Genomic DNA, 20,713 nt, shown 5'->3' with positions numbered 1-20,713 from the left:
ACTTGATTTCAGTTTTTTCTTTGTCAGTAAGGGTGTCAACAAGGAATATTACAAATTGTTAACCGAGTCTTGAAAGCCTTGTGCTACAAAGGTTTGAAATGTTAAGAAAGATGTGACTAAAGGACAGCTTATCAAGGGGGGCAGGGCTGACAGGTGTAGGTTTATTACAAAGAGGTAAGCAGTCACATACTCAGGGTGAGAAAATCAAGCTAGAGATTTAGAGGAGCATCGTGAAAGACAATGCTGAAAAACGGCTCTTCGGTAATTGGGCTCTACCGAACCTGTCATGCAAAACTATCAACAAATCATGCTTGTAAAGCTTGTATACTAGGGCTTTGAGTTTTTGTTAGATTGATATTTATCAACTTTAGAGCATTGCTGGACAGAGAGGGCGCTTGGGGAATTTTCTACAGTGTAAGTTCGGAAGAACCAAACAAACATAAATTATCTCTGGGGATGATTCGCTGCCAAAGTTGTTTTTCCATCGGTAATTCAGTTGCTTGTCATCGTCAGTTATTGACACTCCGGTCCGCTACTTTGTCCTTAGCCGCTATATTAACTGGTTAAACCGTGTTTTAGGGCAAAACGTACCAATTCCGTGCGACTATTAGTACCAGTCTTGCTGAATAAGCGACTGACGTATTTTTCTACGTTCCTGACGCTGGTTTCTAGACGACTGGCAATTTCTTTATTCATCAATCCCTCCGCTACTAAATCTAAAACACTTTGTTCCCGGGGGGTAAGGTCAATTTTAATCGGGGGGGGAGTAGTAGTAAAAGTGTTCTGTTGTCCCACCTGCTGTTTTAATTCCCGGATATCTCGGGCAATTTCTTCTAATCTAGCGTTTTCGCTGGTGGCTTGCAAGGATTGACGACGGCGCTCGATTAAAGACTTGATTAATGCTTCTAATTCTTCGGGATCGAAAGGCTTGGATAAATAAGCATCACAACCGGAATTATAACCCTGAATGCGATCGCTTGTCATCCCCCTAGCAGTGAGAAAAACCACGGGAATTGTCTGAAAACGAGCATCTTCGCGCAATTTCTTGAGAAACTGATAGCCATCCACCTGCGGCATCATAATATCGGAGATAACTAATTCCGGAATTTCTTGATTGAGTAAATCCCAGGCTTCGTTAGCATTACTAGCAGTTCTTACCTCGAAGTCATCCCCGTACTGTAGATATGCTTGCACAGATTCACGAACCCCCGGTTCGTCATCCACTAACAAAACTTTCGCAGGTGTGTCCATGAATTTCTCGCAGCGATCGAATATTGTCCGAATCCTATCTTATCAGCTATCAGGAGCCAGTCGTCAGTAGTCAGGAGGCAAAAGGCAAAAGGCAAAAGGCAAAAGGCAAAAGTCAGGAGGCAAAAGTCAGGAGGCAAAAGGCAGGAGGCAAAAGGCAAAAGGCAAAAGGCAAAAGGCAAAAGGCAAAAGGCAAAAGGCAGGAGGCAAAAGGCAGCTTTGTTCTTCCCACACCCCACTCCCCACTCCCCAGATCATCCTCAAGATAGTGACGGTGAGTTAAACTAGCAGATAGAACTAAAAAGTTACAAAAATCACACAATGATTTTATAATCCTTTCACCATTCTTAACAAATCCCGTGACCATTCTCTGCTGGCTCGATCGCATTAGTGCTTCTGATCGCCCCCTGGTGGGGGAAAAAGCTTTTATTGCCAGTGAATTACACCAGCGAGGATACCCAATTATCGGGGGATTTGCCATTTTTAACCGCATTTTTGCGGAATTTTTGGAAACTATCAACAATGCTGACTCGTTCCTGACTGATTTTCCGCAATCTTCCCTCTATTTAGACGTAGATAACCCAAAAGCTCTGCAATTAGTCGCCAAAGAAAGTCGGCGGGCCATTTTACAAGCGCAAATTTCTCCTCTCTGGTTAGAAGAACTAACGGCGGCCGTGGCACAATTATCCATGGATAGCCTAGTATGGCGCTTTTCCTTACCTGCTCATCTGGCTCGGCGAACTCTCGGTTTATTTTCCGCCCCCATCAGTGGAATTAAAGCAGATAATCTAGAAAATGCCCTAAAACAAGCTTGGGCGGAGTTATTCACCGCCAGAAGTCTATTTTATTGGCGAAAAATGGGAATTGGTTTAGAAAAAATTCAATTATCTTTACTGGTACAACCGTTATTACCGGCCAATTGTGCGGGAAATGTGCTGATTAATGAGGATAACTGGCAAATTCAGGCGGTTTGGGGATTAGGACACAGTTTAGTTAATGGAGAAGTGGCACCAGATACCTATATTATTGATCGCTCCGGTCAATTACGCAGTCGGCAATTAGGTAATAAATCCAGGGCTTATTATCTCAACAGTGACAGTAATCTGCTTGCACCACAATTATTAGCACCCAGTTTACAGGAAAGCTACTGTTTAGATAATTTCGCCCTCGATCGCCTTTGTCAACTGGTTCAATCTCTACTGGCGGAAAAACCCACCCTAACCAGCATAGAATGGCTGATGATGCTGGATGGTCAAATTTATATTCTCAACTGTCACAGTCAGGAAATCACCGCTACTACCTCCCATTATCCCTTAAGAGGATTAGGGGCATCCCCAGGGTTGGCATCGGGAGTGGCAAAAGTGATCAGCAATTTCGACTCCCCAGAAGCAAATTTTCAGGATTGCATTTTGGTTACTACTAATTTACCTCCGAAAAAACTGCCCCATTTACGCCAAATTCGAGCAATGATCACGGAACAGGGGGGATTAACTAGCCATGGAGCCATCTTAGCCCGGGAATTAGCCATTCCTGCCATTGTCGGGGTAAAAAATGCCACAGAAATTATCCGCTCAGGCGAGATAATTTTAGTAGATGGTACGAGGGGAATTATTTCTCTAGCATCTCAGGAACAGATTTCCTTACCCCCACCACCCCCCAAAGAAACCGACGGGACGGCAATTGCTACCCGTTTGATGGTTAATCTCAGTCAAACTGAAAGTATTGCCAGAATCCGAGAACTGCCTATTGATGGGATCGGTTTATTGCGCTCAGAATGGATGATTCTAGAGTTACTTTCTCAGCGTAATCTAGAAGAATGGTTAACACCAGAGCATCAAGAAGCATTGATCGAGAGATTAAGTGATTTAATCGCACAATTTGCCCTTAGTATCCAGCCTAAGCCTTTATTTTACCGTTCTTTTGATGCTCAACATTCGGCTAAAGACAGTCGGGGAACCCATGGTTATATTTTAGATCCGACTCTATTCGATCTGGAATTGCAAGCTTTACGACGGGTACAAACCACCAGCACCACCAATATTAATTTACTGCTTCCCTTTGTCCGCGGGGTTGAAGAATTTATTTTTTGCCGGCAACGGGTACAATCGGCTTTACTCACTCAAGTCCCTTCTTTCCAATTGGGGATAATGGTGGAAGTACCGGGGGTAATCTTTCAATTGAGGGATTATGTGCAAGCGGGGGTACAGTTAATCTCTATTGGTACTAATGATTTAACTCAATTACTTTTAGGCAGCGATCGAGAACATTTCTCAGAATATTTTAACGCCCGTCATCCCGCAGTCAGGGCAGCTTTAAAACAAATTATCACTCAAGCAAAAGTTTTACAGATTCCCTGTTCCGTTTGCGGCATGGCTATCGTCCAGTATCCTGAACTTATCGATGATCTGATTGCTTGGGGCGTGAATTCTCTTTCGGTGGATACAGAAGCAGTTTTAGCGACTAGAGAGGCAATTGTTCGCGCAGAAAGAAGGTTTTTATTGGAAAATAGCAGATAACTTCCGAACTACCCCACTTCCCCATCACCCCATTACCCCACTTCCCCACTTCCCCACTTCATAACGCATACTTTGTGCTTTTTGTCAAAAAAACTTTTTTTTTGCAATAAAACTACACAAAAAAAAGATCATCGTTGTGGGTAAAATTGACTGATTTACCTGTCTTAGTTAGGATTACCTTCTAGGTGTGGCAAGGGTTTCAACCGTTGCTGCCCAAAAAAGCACAGAGTACCCCACTATGAAATTCAGTAAAATCGCTGTAACCATTGTAACATCGTTGTTAAATAACAATCTTTCTCAATTAATTCTTAAGAATTTGTAAATATTGCGAAATGTTAATTTAAATATTCTCAAGTTTTTGGAGTTCATAGATAATTTTTGCTTATCTTTGACCAACATTGGGTTAGAAGTCAGTTATCAGTTATCAGTTATCAGTTATCAGTTAACTGAGAAAACTCCCCACACCCTACATCCCACACCCCACACCCCACACCCCACACCCCACACCCCACACCCCACACCCTACACCCCACACCCTGTCCCCTAATGCCTAGAGAATTTCAATAATTCCTTGACTGCCATCGAGACGAATTAATTGACCATCTTTTAACAATTTCATGGCATTATGCACATCCATAACCGCCGGAATTCCGTATTCTCTGGCAATAATAGCACCATGGGATAATTGTCCCCCCACCTCGGCAATAATGCCCACAGCCCGGGATAATAAAGGAGACCATCCTGAGTCAGTATAGGGAATAACGAGAATAGTATTGGGGGCAATTTCTAGATTTTGTAAGGTTGGCATAATTTTGACTCGTCCCTCCACTGTCCCCCCACTAGCGGCAATTCCCTGTAAGCGTTTTTTGGCAGTTAAATTTGAAACTAAAAATTCTCTTTTCGGGGGTTGTCCATAAACGATATAGGGAATATCGGTTAATTGGGAGTTTTCTTGGAATTGTTGGCGACGCTGACGGATAATCTGGTTAAGATTGGCGATTTTATTATTCTGACCTAACTGGGTAACTTCTGAGTAATTTAGATAAAATATATCTCCCGTCTCCGATAATATTTGCTGCTGTAACCAGAGAGTTTCTAAAGCGAGAAAATGCCAGCGTAGGTGAGCTAAAAGACGGGAGTAAATTTCAGTCACTTGGTTTTTGATATTTAATCTTTTTTGGACATTGTGGGAAGATTTGACTTTTTTATGGCTATTATTGACCGGAATATCTAAGGGTAGTTGTAGCAGATATGGGGGATTTTCTCGCCATCTCGGTATCGAAATATCGGTTCCTACTTCGCTTAAATAACCGTAGGTTTCTAACCAGAGGGAAAAAGCTGAGTCAAAATCTTGATCGAGCGTATTTTTTCTTAGTTCAGATAGCGATCGCATCGAGGCTATTTCTGGTGCTTGAGAGTTATCCAATTTCTCAAAAGGTACTCGGGAAATACTGCGACGCAAAGCGAAGCTAAGAGGGGCAAGAATACTATAATAGGTGGCTTTTTTTAAGACGTTTAAAATCTCCTCAATTTGCTGTAAAATCTCCCCAGAAGATAAAGTTTCTAGGGAAGTAGCGTTAATTTTTTCGAGCGTCGGTATAAAATAGGTTTTTTGATCTTGGCTAAAGTCTTTTTCTAACTGTAATTCCCGTCCTAAAAGTTTTAATAAACCGGGGGAATTAGCCAGGGTTGCCGTTAAAGGTGGTTTGGTAAACTTTGCCCCTTTGGTCAGAAATTCTAAGCTTTCTGGAGGTAATCCCATGCGACGGAAAATTGTTCCTAATAAAGAAGCATTAAAATAGGCTCTTTGATAGTGTAAAGTGGCTGTTTCATTGAAGTCCAAATCGAGGGCTTTTTTGCCTAAAACTAAACTGAAAATATCTCCCCAAACTCCACAGGTTAAGGGGCGATTAATTGACCAAGGCAAGGGACGAATTACCCCTGGGATAACTTCCGCAGCGATTTTTCTTGTCCAAATTGGCTGTAAATTGGTGATAGGACGGCACTGTAATAACCATAATTTTTGTCCGTCATGAGTCCATTCTATATCTTGGGGAATGCCATGATCAAGGGCTTCTAATTGCCGACAAAGATTAGCTACCTGTTGAATAATAGCCGGGGGAATATCTCCCGCTCCGATAATGATATCTTCTTCTAAATTAACTCGATAACTTTCGGGGGTGATTCTCCCCGATACAACTCTGGTAGCATCTCCGGGTAAAGCTTCAATAACTACATCTAAACTGAGAGGATTAATCGGATCGCGACTGAAGGCAACTCCTGAAAAAACTCCTCGAATTTGTTCTTGGATTAACACAGCCATGGCCGTGTTTTCTTGTCCTCGATCGAGTCGATAATTGACAGCATTAGGACTATTATAGGAGGTTTGGCAACTTAAAATCGCCGCCGCTAAATTTTCTCGATTGATGACGTTAAGAATTGTGGTATATTGTCCCGCAGATGAAGCAGTTTCACTATCTTCTCCAATAGCGGAAGAGCGCACGACTAAGGGATGATTGATATCAGGATTAAGAGATTCTATTAACGGTTGTGGATCATCTCCTGGTGGTAAAATCCAACCCCTAGGAATGGGATAACCGGCACGCTTAAGATCGGCTAAAGTGGCGGCCTTTTGTCCCACTTTTGAAGCTGCCAGATTGTCATCAAGAGTTTGGATCGATCGATCTCCACGAAAAAAACGAAACATAGTTTTTGATTCATTGTTAACACTTGCTTCAGGTAAGTCTAAATCGTCGGCGATTTTTTGAAAAATTGCCCCTAATAAACAGGCTAAAGCAATGGCACTTATAATATAACCTGAATCGTGGGGACGGCGCAAGGTGAGAATCAAAGCTAATAAAAATAATCCTACCAATCTACCCGTAGATTTTTCTCGAAAAATAGTAAAGCTAATCCCACTGATAATTGAGGTGAGAAAAACGGCGGCAAAATCGTGAACGATTAATCCCCAGAAAACATTAGTAGTTCCTGCACCTTTTCCTAACCAATAGCGCCCCACGACTAAGGCAATTAAAGCTAATAATTCCCAAGTGGAGCCGGTGGGAAAAAATAAACGGGTTAGGAAAATAACGATAATTCCCTTGGCTGCTTCCGAAATTACCGCCAAAATTCCCACTAATTTACCCCCATGGTAAAAAGCGGCAGTTACACCGATATTACCAGTACCTAATTGGGATAATTTACGTCCAGTTGCTAGATAATTTATCCAATCGATCAGAGGCAGTCCCCCGATGATAGGACAGACTAAAAAAATAAATAGGGATCCCCAAATTTCTATCATTTAAAATGCGTCTTAGTTTACGATCTTTTCTTAGTAACGACCTTGATAACATGAACACGAAAGCGATAAAAGAAATTGAGATTAATGGCTTAAAACCCAAGCATATGGAGCAAATAAAGGCAATAATTGCGGATTTTAAGTGGCAAAATCAACCCCTCAAACTGAAGAAAAAAGCGAAAAGAGTAAGGTGGACGATGCACACCCTACAGACTTAAGAAAATCTGATTGACAGTGAGATTTAATTCCGTGAAAGTCTGGGAAATTAGGCGATCACTGTCTCGAAATTGCCGAATTTGATATTCTTCCTCAACTAAGCGACAAACAGAGATGGTCGGTTGTTTAGAAGTGCCAAGAAAATTACGCCCACCTAAGGCTGCATAATCGACAATCCAATATTCAGGAATACCCATTTCTTCATAATCAGCAAATTTTAAGTAGTAATCATCACGCCAGTTAGTCGATACCACTTCAATGATCAGAGGGATAGATGCACCCTCACTAAGGATTGATTCTTTTTTCCATAATTTTTCCTGAGCGAGCTTGGTTCGATTTAGCACTAATACATCAGGAAAATAACCAGAGTTTTTACCAGCAGGTCTGACAATCGCTTGGTTAGGAATTAAATAAGGAAGCCCTAGTCTATCAATTATTCCACTGAGTTTAACAGTTAAAAATCCTTTGATTTCCTCGTGTTCTCCTGCGGGTTGTGCCATTTCAATAATATTTCCATTGTGTAGCTCATAACGTACTCCAGAATTTTCAGGCAGCCAAGGGACGAATTCCTCGAAATTAACAGTTTTAGGTAGGGTTTGGCTCATGGCTGGCAAAATAGCTTTCTCTCTCTAGTAACTTCCTTGGCTCTATTTTACCTTGAATGTAGGGTGGGCATTGCCCACCCGACAAACTCTCTACACAATCTGCGATCGCACTATCACTGCCAAAAAAGATGAGGACGAAACCAAAAATATAATTGGTAACGACGACGAGGTTCATAAAAGGAGTCAGTTGCCAGTTAGTTTTAATATCTCCATTTGGCAATATTACACCCTCATAAAAAAAATTTTTTACCATCGGATCCGCCTAGTAAGTTTATCAAGAGGCCTCCTTGATTAACGCTGAATATTCTAGCCCATCCAGATACTTAAACCAGAAAACGGGTTTCTTTAAGAAACCCGTTTTCTTGAATGTTCCAGCAATTCCTGATGATGAAGTTGATCTCGGCGGCTTAGATGTGTAATTAATTTTGCTTAGGTACTTAATCGATCATAATTGATCATCATTTATCGCACTATATTATTAGTAATAGTAACGATAATTTTTTGCAGCTTAGCACCTTGAAAATCGCAAGGAACCTCGTGTTTATATCGAGTTAGGAAGTTAGGAGTATGATTTGAGAAAGTTCTGATAATATCGACATTTTGTTCGATGTTATTAATATACAGTTTCATCTTACCTATTGTGCTGTCACTCAACTTTTCATCGGAAGGAGCGATTATCTTTGGTTTGGCAAATTCAACTTTTAGTTTCACCTCGCCACTAAGATGAGGAAGATCACAAGTGATCTTCTGTTGTTGCCCTAACCAGTTATAGACATAACATAGTTTTCCCTGATAGATGTAGAAACTATGCCCACCAAAACAGCTGCCGTGAGCCATCAGAACAGCCTGTAAGTCCCCTTTAGCTTTGGAGAAATCAATAGTTGCTTCGATCGCATAGAAACGAGTGCTAATATTAGGAACAAAAGCTTCGGAAATTTCCAATCCTCCTGGATAATTTTTCGGGGGAACGGTGAACATAGCGATTTCCCCGGCAACAGCTTCGGAAATTTCTGATCCTCTTGGATAATAAATATAGCTATCGGAAATTTCCAATCCCCCTGAATAATTTTTCGGAGGAATGGCGAACATAGCGATTTCCCTAGCAATGGTTGTGGAAATTTCTGATCCTCCTGGATAATAAATATAGCTATCGGAAATTTCCAATCCCCCTGGATAATAGGTATAGGTAAATGTGGTATATTTTGAGTCATCAGAAAATGCCGGGGGACGTAATTGAGGAATTTCTGCACCCAACACCCCAGAGCAATCTTTAAATGGCATATATTGTTTAACCATCGACATTTGCTTGGTAATTGATAACGGGAAAAAGTGAGAGATTTAAACGGGATTACACTGATGGACAAAATTAACAAATCAACCCTGCTGTAACTCATACTACTCAGTCCTCTATGCTAAGATGATCCAAAAAACGCAAGTTTTTAAATTGATGGGCAAAAAAGTTTAATTTTACTCAATAACCAAGGAGTTATACATAGATGTTTATTTTTGACAGTAAAACCGATATTTTAATTGATTCTCAGGAATTAACCTTTAAAAGTGAATATTTTTGTGACTTTTCTCGCTATTTTCAGAATCGAGAATTTGTCAACGGAGATGCTTTACAACTCAGTGGTGATCATTTTGAAGGGTATCTTTCAAGGATCATCATCGATGAAGTGATGTTAGAATTATCGCAACGTAATTGTTTAATAAATGTTGTGGGAGTAGTCCATTCTAAAATGTGGGTTTTTGCGATTCCTATTCAGGTGAATTCTGTCTTCTTCCAAAATTTGTACTCAGTAGAAAATAACTATCTTGGGATTGTCCCCCCTAAATCAGAAATTTCCATTTTTCAACATCCCTTTTCCAATCGTTTTCAGCTTTACGTTCATGATAATTATCTGCAACAATTGTGCCAAAATTTAGAGCTACCGGAAGCGAAAAAGTTTTTAAATTCTTCCGCTTCTTCTGTTGTGATTTGCCCATCGGAAAAAATTCGTCATCTCCAACAATCTTGTCATCAACTTTATCGAATGCTATTTAATTTAGATTGTCAACAAATATCTGGGCAAAGAAAAGCATTAAGATTAAATTTTGTCAGGCAAAAATTAAAAGAAGAAATTGTCAAAGATTTTCTTTTGACTTTAGCAGTAACCAAAGATATTAAAACTCCTAAAAACACTATCAGACGCACCTCTATTCTCAAAAAAGCAGAAGAAATGATGAGAAAAAATCTGCGTTCTGATCTGACTATTCCAGCGATTTGTCAAGAATTAAAAGTAAGTCAACGCACCTTAGAATATATATTTAAAGACTTCTATCAAATGTCTCCTTACAATTATTTTAAGTTGCTTCGTCTTAATGCTTTACATCAATCTCTTAACCAAAATAATCAGACAAAATTAACTTATGAAATTGCCGAAGAATTAGGTTTTTTTCATCGAGGATATCTGGCCTCTGATTATAAAAAACTGTTTGGTTACTTACCCTCAGAAACCTAAAAAAATAGTAGGGGTAGGAATCAGGATTATTTTTAGATTTATTTCGAGAACTCAATTCCTAACTCCTCTTTCAATTGAGCGGCTCTCTGGCACTTGTTTGGTAGGGGCGTATATTGTACGCCCTTTCTTCGATCTTATAACCTCAAGAGAGCCATTAATAATTAGCCCCACCGAGATTAATTTACTTAATTCCCACTAAAAAAGTTGTACCGATCGCCATAATTGCCAATCCGATTAACTTGCTAATTAGAGTCGCTTGCTTGGCTAATCTTTCCTTAATGACACTGCCAAGGAAAAAAGCCCCAGATGCGATCGCTAATTGGATGACGGTAAAACCGATTAAATAGGCAACTAAAGCGGCAACTTGGGCCCCGATAATTGATTCTCCGTAGGCATAACCGTGGAAAATTCCTGCGATCATTGCCAAAGTTGCCAGAGCGATCGTATAGAGATTAGAATGATTTTGTAAACCTTTTTTCAGGGTTAAAATTAGTCCAAAAATCACCACAGAAAGGGCAACAATCCCCTCAGGAAAAAGTAAATTTATTCCCTGTAAATGAATCCCTGTCCCGATTAAAGTGGCAATCACAAAAGCGATCGGAATTAATAAACCCTGTTCCATCCCCACAGCAATTAAACCACTAGCCACCACAAAAGCTAAATGATCTAAACCGATAACCGGGTGAGCTAAACCCGATAAAAATCCGTTTAAAAAATTATCGGGAGTTTGCCCTGCCATGGCATGATGGGCGAGGGTTTTGCTGGCAAAAATTAACAGAAAGAGAGGGACAATAGTTAATATCCTTGTCCAGCTTTGACGAAAAATTATCTTCATTGATTACCTCAAAATTATGATTCGGAAACCCGCGCAACAATCGCCCGGTGTCGGGGACTGGTGGGGGTAATGATCGGTGCTTGAAACCCCGCTTCAACTAATGCCTGTTCGATATCGAGAGTAAAATATTGATCGAGATAGGGTTCGGTACTCTTGAGTAAGGTTAGGACATAAGGGGGCATTTTTCGATAAATTTCCGAGCGCGGATTCATATCCATCAGCGTCAAATAACCTCCCGATCGCAATAAACGACGCGCTTCGGCGAAAATTTCTCTAGTAGCCTGTTGGGGTAGTTCGTGGAACATTAAAAACGAAGATACCAGATCGTAGGACTGACTGGGTAATTGAGTTTTTTCCGCGGCTGCGTGTTGCCATTGAATCGTCTTTTGTTTTTGTTGAGCTTGGTATTGGGCAACGGCTAAATAGTAGGGAGAGAGATCTAACCCAGTTAACCGCGCTTGCGGATAAGTATCTTGTAGCGCAAAGCTACTCATGCCGACACTACAGCCTAAATCGACAATATCGTTAATTTCTGCCTTGATTTGCTCCTTCAATATCCGGTGATATTCCCGCCGCAATCGCGGATCGCCGTCAATCCCCGCCCCGGGCCAGATGGTAGAATGGACAGCATAGGCGGCAGATTCTACCTCAAAAGCTGGCAACCAGTCTAAATTGCCCTTTTCGTAAGCGTGGAAAGAACAAACGTAGTATTCGGGATAGACGAGATCGGGATTTTCTACCGCTTGCAGTTCCCGACTCCAATCCCTTTGTTGCCATTGTTTGACGGTTTCCCGCCAAGGTACGCCTAGTTTTTCGGCTCTTTTAATCATCATATTGCGGGCCTGATAGCGAGCGATGTCAAAAAGCGGTTTTATGCCGAGAATACGGTTAACTAGACCAGAAACAGGATTAAAGGAGGCCGGAACGGGTGTAACTGTCATAGAAAAGCTTCGATCGTAAATTTTCCCTTTTTTATCTTATAACAGTAATCAGTAATCAGTAATCAGTAATCGGTGAAAAGACAGCACTGTTATGGCCATTTAATACTGCTCAGTTAATACCACTCACTGAAAACTCACATCTAATAACTGTTGACTGATAACAGCAAAAAGCTCCCTAACCCCCATCTTGCCAATTTTTAAGTAGGTAGGTGTTGAAAACTTTCAGATGCCCCCCTTATTAAGGGGAAATTAAGGGGGGATCGGCACCCCCCTTATTAAGGGGGGATCCATCTTCAATTTAATTATAACCAGCTACTTATTATGAGAACAATCGCTGAAATCAACGACAAAATTGCTAAAAAAACTGCTGTAGTCTGGACAGTAGAGGAATTAAAAAGCCGCGTTACCGAGATGGGAATTAAGGAGGTTTTTTCCCAAGTAGATGTGGTTTGTACGGGAACCTTTGAACCGATGGAATCTTCGGGGGCAATTATTAATTTAGGTCAGACGGATCCGCCGATAAAAATTCGTCAATGTTGGTTAGATGGGATTCCTGCTTATGCTGGTTTTGGGGCGGTGGATTTATATTTAGGAGCCAGTGCTATTAGTGATTTAGCAGCCAAAAATGAGAATTTAGAGGGAGAAAATCCCGAAAGGGGCGGCGGACATATTATTGAGGATTTAATCGCCGGAAAATCGATTCAATTGCGTGCTGTCGGCCAGTCCACCGATTGTTATCCTCGTGCTTCTTTTGAAACGATTATTTCTAAGGAGACTATCAATCAATTTTATCTTTTTAATCCTCGCAATCTCTACCAGAATTTTATCGTCGGAGTCAATGGAGGAGAGCGGACTTTATATACTTATTTAGGACCACTACAGCCACGATTAGGTAATGCAGTGTATTCTAACCCCGGGGCAATTTCTCCCCTGTTAAATGACCCCGATTTAGAGGCTATTGGCATCGGTACGCGCATTTTTTTGGGAGGAGGAATCGGTTATATTGCCTGGGAAGGAACCCAACATTTTCCCCTGCAAAAACGCCTACAAAATCGAACTCCTATTGGTCCCGCTTCCACCTTAGCCTTAATTGGGGATGCTAAACAAATGAATGCTCGCTGGGTGCGAGGTTGTTATTTCAAAAATTATGGGGCTTCTTTAATGTTAGGAGTAGCAGTACCGATTCCGATTTTAAGCGAGGAAATCGTTCGACATTGTGCGGTAAAAGATGAGGAAATTGTCGCTCCAGTGGTGGATTTTTCTATTCCCCGGCGAGTCCGTCCTACCTTTGGTTTAATCACCTACGCTAAACTAAAAAGCGGTCGGATTATGATCGAGGGAAAAAGTGTGAGGGTGGCTCCTTTGGCCAGTATTTCCTTGGCCAGGGAAGCCGCTTTAGAATTAAAAGCACTAATCGAATCGGGAGAATTTACCCTCACAGAACCCGTGGCAAAAATTAATCTAGAGCGGACTTTTATCCCCCAGGATCGTTGGGGTGGAAAATTATCAATTGAGTGAGGAGTTAAGGGATTGCGTGCAGGTGGCACAACTACAATTAAGATGACGAAAAATCGGATTTTCTTCCCCGGTTGTCTTGCCGATAATCATGTCACCTAAGTTCTCGGTATTGAAACTAGGATGAAAGGACTCTGGGGCAGCTTGTCCAGAGTTAGTGGTAACTGCTAGGGCTAATAAACTAGCGGAGGCAGTGGCAAGAATAACGACTTTTTGATTCATAAATTTGTGGGAATTATTGGCCATTAATACCACTGATTATAACACTGCCCCCTGCCGATCGCCTCCGTTAACGACCTAAAAGATTGGCAATATCAGCACATCCCCCCGGAATGGTTGCGCGGGACTTTTCCCCACACCAACGACAACAATAGTGACGTTGTTCCTCGCTCATATTTTTCACCCCGGTAAAATTGACATTTTCTACCACTGCTCCCGTGTGTTCTCCGCTGTCATAATTGGGGGGAACGCTGCGACTGCGGGGGGTAGCATTTTCTAGGGAACCATAAAATAAACGCATCCCTTTGATATCTGCCCCTCTTAAATTAGCTTCGTAGAGAATTGTCCGCGATACATTTGCTTTCACCAAATCGCTATAACTTAAATCGGCCCGCACCATATTCGCTTCGCTTAAATCCGTCCAGCGCAGATCCTGCCCAGAAATGTCGGCCCCGGCTAACATTACTCCCAATTGTACTACTCTTGTACCGAACTCTCGATCCTCCGCGTAACCCCCTTCCCCGTCTAGAATCGGTCGGCCTAGATAACGATCGCGTTTAATCGGTGATAATAGCCGCGATTGACTCAAAAAACGCAGTATTTTCGCTTTTCCAGAGGCATCGACACTGCTGAGGATAGAAGCGGTGCGGCCTTCTGCGATCGCTCTTTCCTGGGGCCAATCTTCTAAAAATCCCTCCTCATCCAAGGCTAGATCGGAAATCCCTTGAAAATAGGAATCGATCGTCTGTTGTTGGGTAATGCGATTTTGTTGTATGGTTAAATCCTTAGAAATAACGTACTGTTCCCAGGCCACATAGACAGCTAACACGGCGATCATAATCTGTCCCAAGGCCCCCACCCACTCGGCCCAGGAACCGAACTCATCGTATTTAAAACTGTCTAACCACCGCAAGATGCGCTCGTAAACTCCTAAATATTTCCCTAATCCAGCCAGAGCGGCTATAAAAACTATAAAAGCGAAAACCGTCTGACGTTCAGAGGGGGTGAGATAATGGGCGATCCACTGGCGAATAGAGGGTAAAATCACCTGTAAAGATATTAATATCGCTACTATCGCCCCAGAAAAGCCTAACCAGTCCCAGCTAAAGACCAGGCCGATGGTCATCAGCATCAGGGGGGCCAGTAGTAACCCCGCGTTACCCGGTCGAAGATCTTTTAATACTAGGATGCGCTGACGCACGGGATTACGCGAAGATAAAGAGGAGACGTATTCGGAGGCATCGGGGGCCGATAAACTGGTTTTACCGTTATTTTCGGGGTTATCAGCCCTATTTTCCGCGGTGAGTTTTTCTGGGTCTTTGCGATCGCTCATGTTAATCCTTGTCAAGAGAAAATAATTCCACACCGAAAACTGAGGCGAAAACTCTCGATAAATCTTGCTGTACTTGCCTAAGACTAATATTAGGCAGAAACTGCTGTAAACTGCCCACGGGTTTATTAGTAATCCCACAGGGAATAATCTCGGCAAAACCGCTTAAATCCGGACAAACATTGAGGGCAAAACCATGATAGGTAATCCAACGACTAACTTTAATACCGATCGCCGCTATTTTATACCCTTCTACCCATACCCCTGTCAAGCCCCCGATTCTTGCCCCCGACAATCCATAAATAGCGATAGTTTGCAGGATGACTTCTTCTAATTGTCGCAAATACCAGTGTAAATCCTGCTGATAATAGCGCAAATTGAGGATCGGATAGCCCACTAACTGCCCCGGACAGTGATAGGTGACTTCCCCTCCTCGCTCGATTCGATACACTTCTTTGTCGGTTTTGTCAAGATTAAATTTAATAAACTTAATATCTGAACCGGTACCGAGGGTGTAAACGGGGGGATGTTCCAGCAGCAGCAGCACATCGGGTAAGTCGGGATCGGCAATTCTCGCCGCCACCAGCGATCGCTGTTGCAACCAAGCGAGAGAATAGGGAGTAATTGCCTGAATTTTCAGCCCACAGAGACGAGGTATTTTTTGAGCATTCATTGCGAGATTTGTCAAAATATTTAAGAAATGTAAAAGAGCGCAAAGGAAGATTAAAAGAAGGGAAGATATATATGTCGGGGAGAATACTAAGTGCTAATCTAAGGATATCCCATCTATTCGGATGTTAACTGTCGCACAGGAGAAACAATCACCAGATTCTCTTGCTGGCGGCGAAAATCGGTTTCTTTAAATAAAAGTTAACAGAACTTCGCACTTCTGTTAATAAAAGGTTGAGAGAAACTTGTTAGAATAGAGGTAAATAAATCTAGTTGCAAATAGGCGCTCGACCCGATGAATTTTCCGCGCGATCCGACAAAAAAAAGAGAACGAGAACACCGACAATATCTAGACTGTGACCTCTGACAACAGCGCGATCGAGCAGATTTTTGAGGATTAAATTCCTAGCATCAACATCCCTTAAAAATAGTTGATGTGGACGGTCTATAGCAAAATTTTTAGATGGAGTAGTGAGTATGAAGCTATTGATTCAGGGCAATAATATCGCTGTCACCGAAGCTATTCATGATTATGTGGAACAAAAGCTGGAGAAAGCGGTGAAACATTTTAACGGCATAACCACAAAAGTTGATGTTCACCTCTCCGTGGAAAAGAATGCACGCATTCCTGATCGCCACAAAGCGGAAGTAACGGTTTATGCTAATGGAACAGTGATTCGCGCTCAAGAAGGAAGCGAAAATTTGTACGCAAGTATTGATTTAGTTTCTGATAAAATCGCTCGTCAACTCCGCAAGTATAAAGAAAGATTAGTGGATCATCGCACCAACGCCACCGTTAAAACTAGCGAGGTGGTGCAAGAGAAACCCTTAGATGATAGCCTAATCGGTGATCGCACTCCCGAATTACCGGCGGAAGTAGTGCGGATGAAATACTTTGCCATGCCACCGATGACTATTGAGGAAGCACTAACACAATTGCAATTAGTCGATCACGATTTCTTTATGTTCTGCAACAAAGACACTAACGAAATCAACGTTATCTATCAACGCAATCACGGCGGTTTTGGTGTTATTCAACCCCGTCCCGTCAACCTGAATGGCAAAGAATCCAATTAACAGTTAGCGACTACAAATAAAACTAAAGACTGGAGAAATTCTCCAGTCTTTTTCTCATCTAACCAAGATTAACTTTCACCACTTTATTTTTTTCTGCCACCGCTTTCGGGAGGGTGAGATAAAGAATACCGTCTTGATAGTTAGCGGTAACTTGGCTATTTTGCACCTCCACTGGTAGGGTAATCAAGCGACTAAATTTACCATAATAAAATTCGCTATTTTCTACCTCGGCAGGGCGTTGACGTTGCCCATTAATAGCCACCATTTGTTTGCTAACCTCCACATCGATATCTTTAATATCCACACCGGGTAATTCGATTTTTAATTGCACGGAATCCTCGTTAACAGAGATTTCCACCGGGGGACGAGATACCGATGAAGTTGTCGGTAATACTTCTTGAAAAAGTTGATCGATTTGACGTTGAACAGAATTAATTTCTAGGAAGGGAGAATAAAGAGTGAAAGCCATAATAATAATTTCCTTGAGAGGTTTTCTCTGACTGCGATTACCTCTATCTTAAGCAACTAACTTGGCTTACACAAGGCGGTTTTCAGGAAATAAAAAGTCGCAATAACCGATACAGTTATCAGTTATCAGTTATCAGTGGCAAGTGGGAAGTTGTGGGGTGTGGGGTGTGGGGTGTGGGGTGTGGGGTGTGGGGTGTGGGAAGTGGGGGTGTGGGGTGTGGGAAGTGGGGGTGTGGGGTGTGGGAAGTGGGGGTGTGGGGTGTGGGGTGTGGGGTGTGGGGAGAACAAAGCTGCCTTTTGCCTTTTGCCTTTTGCCTTTTGCCTTCGTTATAACCATTGTTGTAATTCTGGCCAACCCAAACCCTGACGCACGATATCCGGTTGATCGCCGGTAAAATCAACAATTGTTGACACTTCCGAACCGGGGGCCGAACCATCTTCGATAATTAAATCAACTATATGATCGAGGGCATCGAATAACCTAGGGGTTTCTAATCCCTTGGTGGGAAAATCCCCCTCCTGATCGGGAAGATGGGCAGAACTAGAGATAATAGGATTTTCTAGGGTTTCGAGAATAGTGCGACAGATAACGTGATCGGGAACCCGGATACCGGTGGTTTTCCGCTTCGGATTCATCACCACTTTCGGCACTAATTTAGTCGCCGGTAAGAGAAAAGTGTAGGGACCGGGTATAACTCGTCGCATAATTTTATAGGCATAATCGCTGACCACTGCGTACTCAGAAATATTCGACAAAGAAGAACAGAGAAACGTCAAGGGTTTATCATTAGATAGTTGCTTGATTTGGCGAACTCGTTCGACGGCGGATTTCACATTGAGATCGCAACCGATCGCATAGACGGTATCGGTAGGATAAAGCATAATTGCCCCATTTTTCAGGGCATGACAGATTTCTTGGATAGAACGTTGTTGGGGATTTTCCGGATGGAGAGAGTAAATAGTAGCCATGATAGCAAAATCGTCGCCTATTGGGATTGTCCCACGGGAATCGCCGGGGATATGTGTTTAGGGGCATTAGTAGATTTAGGAGTCCCCTTAGAATACCTGATTGCACAACTAAAAACTTTAGGAATTGAGGAGGAATATCAGTTAAGGGAGGAAAAAGTGCATCGTCGCGGTCAAATTGCCACTAAGATTCACGTCGATGTCACTGCCGAGAAGTCCGCTGATCATCACCACCATCACCATCATACCCCCGCTCGCCATTTACCGGAGATTGAAAGTTTAATTAAACAGGCAAATTTACCCCAGAAAGTCCAAGAATGGAGTTTAGCGGTTTTTCAACAACTTGCGATCGCAGAAGGGGCTGTTCACGGGATCGCACCGGAAAAAGTGCATTTTCACGAAGTCGGGGCAACCGATGCCATTATTGATATCGTCGGGACTTGTTTGGGTTTGGATTGGCTATCGGTGAGTGAATTATACTGTTCTTCTCTACCCACCGGCGGCGGTAAAGTTCAGGCCGCCCATGGTCGTTTACCGGTTCCCGTGCCAGCAGTAGTACAATTGTTCAGTCAGCGACAAGTCACAATTTATAGTAATGGCATCGAAGCGGAGTTGGTAACACCCACGGGGGCAGCTATTGTGACAACTTTAGCTAAAAGTTTCGGTAAACCGCCGAAAATGCAGTTAGAAAAGGTCGGTTTAGGAGCAGGGACAAAAGATTTACCGATTCCCAATCTTGTCCGACTTTGGTTAGGGAAAAAAGTACCAGAAAAGCTAGATGAAAGGGAAACCGTGGCAGTTTTAGAAACTCAAATTGATGACTTAAATCCGCAAGCGATCGCCTATTTAAGCGAGGCTTTATTACAAGCGGGGGCTTTGGATGTATTTAGTCAAGCAATTACTATGAAAAAATCTCGTTTGGGGATACTTTTGACAGTAATTTGTACCTTGGATAAAATTGCTATTTGTGAAAATATGATCTTTCAGGAAACCACAACTTTAGGCATTAGAAGGACGATTCAAGAGCGATCGATCTTAAAAAGAGAGATACAATTGATCGATACTGTCTATGGTCAAATTCGGCTAAAAGTTGCCTACAAAGAGTCAATTAATCAACCGATTACCGTACAACCAGAATACGAAGATTGTGCCGCAATTGCCCGCCAGCATCATCTACCTTGGCGATTTGTTCATCAAATGGCTTTAGCTATTTGGCAAGAAAAAAATCAGTCTTGACAGCAGGGCAATTTTATCATAAAACTGCTAAGTAATAGGACAAAATTAACTTCTTGGTTAGGATAGGCAAAAGGCAAAAGGCAAAAGGTAAAAGGTAGTTAGATATGTGTAATCAATTTTGCTTAGGTACTTATATCCATTGTTCAAAAGCTATTTTCAGGAAGATAATCCCAATTTAAAACCTGTTCCTGGGTAAAAGGACAATCAACCGGAAAATTTTCTTTTGGTAAATTAGTTTCATTTACCGTCCCTCGCACTGCTTTTTGATAACATTCTGTGAAAATATCGGCTAAATAGGGTTTTAAGCTGGGACTATCCCTTAAAATAAGCTCTAATTGTTCTCTTTGCTCATCAATGGTATTTATCCGGCTATTAGTCCGTTTTTCTGGTTGATATTGCCATTTAAGTAAGTGCATCAAGAGAACTTTTAAACGGCCGAATAACTCCCGTCTATTATTACGTCCCATATCGGATATTTCTTCGATTAAGTTATCTAAATCGAGTGCATCTAAATTGCCCTTTTTTAAGTGATTTACGGTTTGCTCAATCCACAAATTAAAATCAGTTGCATAAAGCTGAGATAATTTAGTTTTCATGTCGATGTGGGATTTTTAAAGGGAAACTCTCTGCCAAAATTGGTCGTTATTTGCGATTTTATCACTCAATCTTGGCTCTTGGGGGGTAGAACCCTCCAAACCCCACCGCACATTAGCTTTTCGGTGGGATGCTTACACGCGGTTGTCATACATGTATAGCAGTTTAAGAGTGACTGATAATTGCTGATTGTCGGTATTTCTGCCAAGGTGAGATGCACCCGAAAAAATAAATCTGATTGGCAGCATCTCAACTTTGTAACCCCTAAATCAGGTTTTAAGTAGCTGGTTATAATTAAATTAAAAATGGATTTTAGGTTCGATCCCCCCTGCCCCCCTTGCTGTCCTTTAGTCACATCTTTCTTAACATTTCAAACCTTTGTCGCACATGGCTTTCAAGACTCGGTTAACAATCTGTAATATTCCTTGTTGACACCCTTACTGACAAAGAAAAAACTGAAATCAAGTCAGGATAAGGGT

General features: G+C 41.9%; 22 protein-coding genes. 8 read left to right on the top strand and 14 right to left on the bottom strand.

Annotated features, from left to right (window positions below; translation table 11 throughout):
- Window positions 1-555: 555 nt before the first annotated feature.
- Window positions 556-1,251 carry a response regulator transcription factor gene (locus IM485_RS02905; protein WP_104396848.1) on the bottom strand — a complete coding sequence of 232 codons (696 nt, stop codon included), beginning with the start codon at window positions 1,249-1,251 and terminating at the stop codon, window positions 556-558.
- A 23-nt stretch (window positions 1,252-1,274) separates the two neighbouring features.
- On the opposite strand from IM485_RS02905, the gene IM485_RS02900 reads away from it, so the two are divergent.
- The 3 genes from IM485_RS02900 to IM485_RS02890 all read left to right on the top strand — a co-directional run bounded on the left by IM485_RS02900 (window position 1,275) and on the right by IM485_RS02890 (window position 4,311).
- The gene (locus IM485_RS02900) at window positions 1,275-1,517 is read left to right on the top strand and encodes a hypothetical protein (RefSeq protein ID WP_287741144.1); all 243 of its coding nucleotides are present in this window, start codon (window positions 1,275-1,277) and stop codon (window positions 1,515-1,517) included.
- A 90-nt stretch (window positions 1,518-1,607) separates the two neighbouring features.
- On the top strand, window positions 1,608-3,764 hold the full coding sequence (locus IM485_RS02895; RefSeq protein WP_104396847.1) for a putative PEP-binding protein: 2,157 nt from the start codon (window positions 1,608-1,610) through the stop codon (window positions 3,762-3,764).
- 388 nt (window positions 3,765-4,152) lie between these two features.
- Window positions 4,153-4,311 (top strand): hypothetical protein, encoded by a 159-nt coding sequence (locus IM485_RS02890; RefSeq protein ID WP_287741142.1) that lies wholly within the window; start codon window positions 4,153-4,155, stop codon window positions 4,309-4,311.
- A 3-nt stretch (window positions 4,312-4,314) separates the two neighbouring features.
- Here IM485_RS02890 and IM485_RS02885 read toward each other — a convergent pair whose 3' ends face one another.
- The 3 genes from IM485_RS02885 to IM485_RS02875 form a co-directional block, all read right to left on the bottom strand.
- The gene (locus tag IM485_RS02885) at window positions 4,315-7,065 is read right to left on the bottom strand and encodes a glycerol-3-phosphate acyltransferase (protein WP_287741140.1); all 2,751 of its coding nucleotides are present in this window, start codon (window positions 7,063-7,065) and stop codon (window positions 4,315-4,317) included.
- A 203-nt stretch (window positions 7,066-7,268) separates the two neighbouring features.
- Window positions 7,269-7,883, bottom strand: a complete 615-nt coding sequence (locus IM485_RS02880) for a Uma2 family endonuclease (RefSeq protein WP_104396843.1) — start codon at window positions 7,881-7,883, stop codon at window positions 7,269-7,271.
- Window positions 7,864-8,136, bottom strand: a complete 273-nt coding sequence (locus IM485_RS02875; protein WP_228009652.1) for a hypothetical protein — start codon at window positions 8,134-8,136, stop codon at window positions 7,864-7,866. Before IM485_RS02875 ends, IM485_RS02880 begins: the two co-directional genes overlap by 20 nt.
- Window positions 8,137-8,170: 34 nt before the next feature.
- Here IM485_RS02875 and IM485_RS02870 point away from each other — a divergent pair, with 34 nt between their 5' ends.
- The gene (locus IM485_RS02870) at window positions 8,171-8,302 is read left to right on the top strand and encodes a hypothetical protein (protein ID WP_287741136.1); all 132 of its coding nucleotides are present in this window, start codon (window positions 8,171-8,173) and stop codon (window positions 8,300-8,302) included.
- 43 nt (window positions 8,303-8,345) lie between these two features.
- Here the strand turns inward: IM485_RS02870 and IM485_RS02865 are convergent, their stop codons facing one another.
- A complete protein-coding gene (locus IM485_RS02865) occupies window positions 8,346-9,179 on the bottom strand; it encodes a hypothetical protein (protein WP_104396842.1) in 834 nt (277 codons plus the stop codon).
- Between the two features lie 200 nt (window positions 9,180-9,379).
- Between IM485_RS02865 and IM485_RS02860 the strand changes: the two genes are divergently transcribed.
- Complete coding sequence (locus IM485_RS02860) at window positions 9,380-10,384, top strand: helix-turn-helix domain-containing protein (protein ID WP_104396841.1); 1,005 nt, start codon at window positions 9,380-9,382, stop codon at window positions 10,382-10,384.
- A 181-nt stretch (window positions 10,385-10,565) separates the two neighbouring features.
- On the opposite strand, the gene IM485_RS02855 is transcribed toward IM485_RS02860, so the two are convergent.
- Together IM485_RS02855 and IM485_RS02850 are read right to left on the bottom strand one after the other, a co-directional pair.
- Window positions 10,566-11,219, bottom strand: a complete 654-nt coding sequence (locus IM485_RS02855) for a HupE/UreJ family protein (protein WP_287741133.1) — start codon at window positions 11,217-11,219, stop codon at window positions 10,566-10,568.
- A 14-nt stretch (window positions 11,220-11,233) separates the two neighbouring features.
- Window positions 11,234-12,160, bottom strand: a complete 927-nt coding sequence (locus IM485_RS02850) for a class I SAM-dependent methyltransferase (protein WP_287741132.1) — start codon at window positions 12,158-12,160, stop codon at window positions 11,234-11,236.
- 321 nt (window positions 12,161-12,481) lie between these two features.
- On the opposite strand from IM485_RS02850, the gene IM485_RS02845 reads away from it, so the two are divergent.
- A complete protein-coding gene (locus IM485_RS02845) occupies window positions 12,482-13,678 on the top strand; it encodes a homocysteine biosynthesis protein (RefSeq protein ID WP_287741130.1) in 1,197 nt (398 codons plus the stop codon).
- On the opposite strand, the gene IM485_RS02840 is transcribed toward IM485_RS02845, so the two are convergent.
- The 3 genes from IM485_RS02840 to lipB form a co-directional block, all read right to left on the bottom strand.
- On the bottom strand, window positions 13,667-13,897 hold the full coding sequence (locus IM485_RS02840) for a hypothetical protein (protein WP_228009654.1): 231 nt from the start codon (window positions 13,895-13,897) through the stop codon (window positions 13,667-13,669). The genes IM485_RS02845 and IM485_RS02840 overlap by 12 nt on opposite strands.
- Window positions 13,898-13,964: 67 nt before the next feature.
- The gene (locus IM485_RS02835; RefSeq protein WP_287661593.1) at window positions 13,965-15,227 is read right to left on the bottom strand and encodes a pentapeptide repeat-containing protein; all 1,263 of its coding nucleotides are present in this window, start codon (window positions 15,225-15,227) and stop codon (window positions 13,965-13,967) included.
- Window position 15,228: 1 nt separating this feature from the next.
- Window positions 15,229-15,897: a lipoyl(octanoyl) transferase LipB gene (gene lipB, locus IM485_RS02830; RefSeq protein ID WP_287741128.1), complete on the bottom strand. Its 669-nt coding sequence runs from the start codon at window positions 15,895-15,897 to the stop codon at window positions 15,229-15,231.
- Between the two features lie 473 nt (window positions 15,898-16,370).
- Here lipB and hpf point away from each other — a divergent pair, with 473 nt between their 5' ends.
- Window positions 16,371-16,970, top strand: a complete 600-nt coding sequence (gene hpf, locus IM485_RS02825; protein WP_104396836.1) for a ribosome hibernation-promoting factor, HPF/YfiA family — start codon at window positions 16,371-16,373, stop codon at window positions 16,968-16,970.
- Between the two features lie 58 nt (window positions 16,971-17,028).
- Here the strand turns inward: hpf and IM485_RS02820 are convergent, their stop codons facing one another.
- The 3 genes from IM485_RS02820 to IM485_RS02810 all read right to left on the bottom strand — a co-directional run bounded on the left by IM485_RS02820 (window position 17,029) and on the right by IM485_RS02810 (window position 18,407).
- Window positions 17,029-17,439 carry an Hsp20/alpha crystallin family protein gene (locus tag IM485_RS02820; RefSeq protein WP_002762759.1) on the bottom strand — a complete coding sequence of 137 codons (411 nt, stop codon included), beginning with the start codon at window positions 17,437-17,439 and terminating at the stop codon, window positions 17,029-17,031.
- Between the two features lie 132 nt (window positions 17,440-17,571).
- On the bottom strand, window positions 17,572-17,775 hold the full coding sequence (locus tag IM485_RS02815) for a hypothetical protein (RefSeq protein ID WP_287741127.1): 204 nt from the start codon (window positions 17,773-17,775) through the stop codon (window positions 17,572-17,574).
- The gene (locus IM485_RS02810; RefSeq protein ID WP_104396835.1) at window positions 17,766-18,407 is read right to left on the bottom strand and encodes an L-threonylcarbamoyladenylate synthase; all 642 of its coding nucleotides are present in this window, start codon (window positions 18,405-18,407) and stop codon (window positions 17,766-17,768) included. Before IM485_RS02810 ends, IM485_RS02815 begins: the two co-directional genes overlap by 10 nt.
- On the opposite strand from IM485_RS02810, the gene larC reads away from it, so the two are divergent.
- Window positions 18,384-19,640, top strand: coding sequence for a nickel pincer cofactor biosynthesis protein LarC (gene larC, locus IM485_RS02805; RefSeq protein ID WP_104396834.1), 1,257 nt, complete (start codon window positions 18,384-18,386; stop codon window positions 19,638-19,640). The two genes, IM485_RS02810 and larC, sit on opposite strands and share 24 nt — an antisense overlap.
- A 143-nt stretch (window positions 19,641-19,783) precedes the next feature.
- Here larC and IM485_RS02800 read toward each other — a convergent pair whose 3' ends face one another.
- Complete coding sequence (locus IM485_RS02800; protein ID WP_104396833.1) at window positions 19,784-20,236, bottom strand: DUF29 domain-containing protein; 453 nt, start codon at window positions 20,234-20,236, stop codon at window positions 19,784-19,786.
- Window positions 20,237-20,713: the final 477 nt, after the last annotated feature.

Source organism: Microcystis sp. M169S2, assembly GCF_020245865.1.
Lineage (GTDB): Bacteria > Cyanobacteriota > Cyanobacteriia > Cyanobacteriales > Microcystaceae > Microcystis > Microcystis ichthyoblabe_A.
The sequence above is the reverse complement of the archived record's forward strand: the minus strand, read 5'-3'. Positions and strand labels throughout refer to the sequence as shown.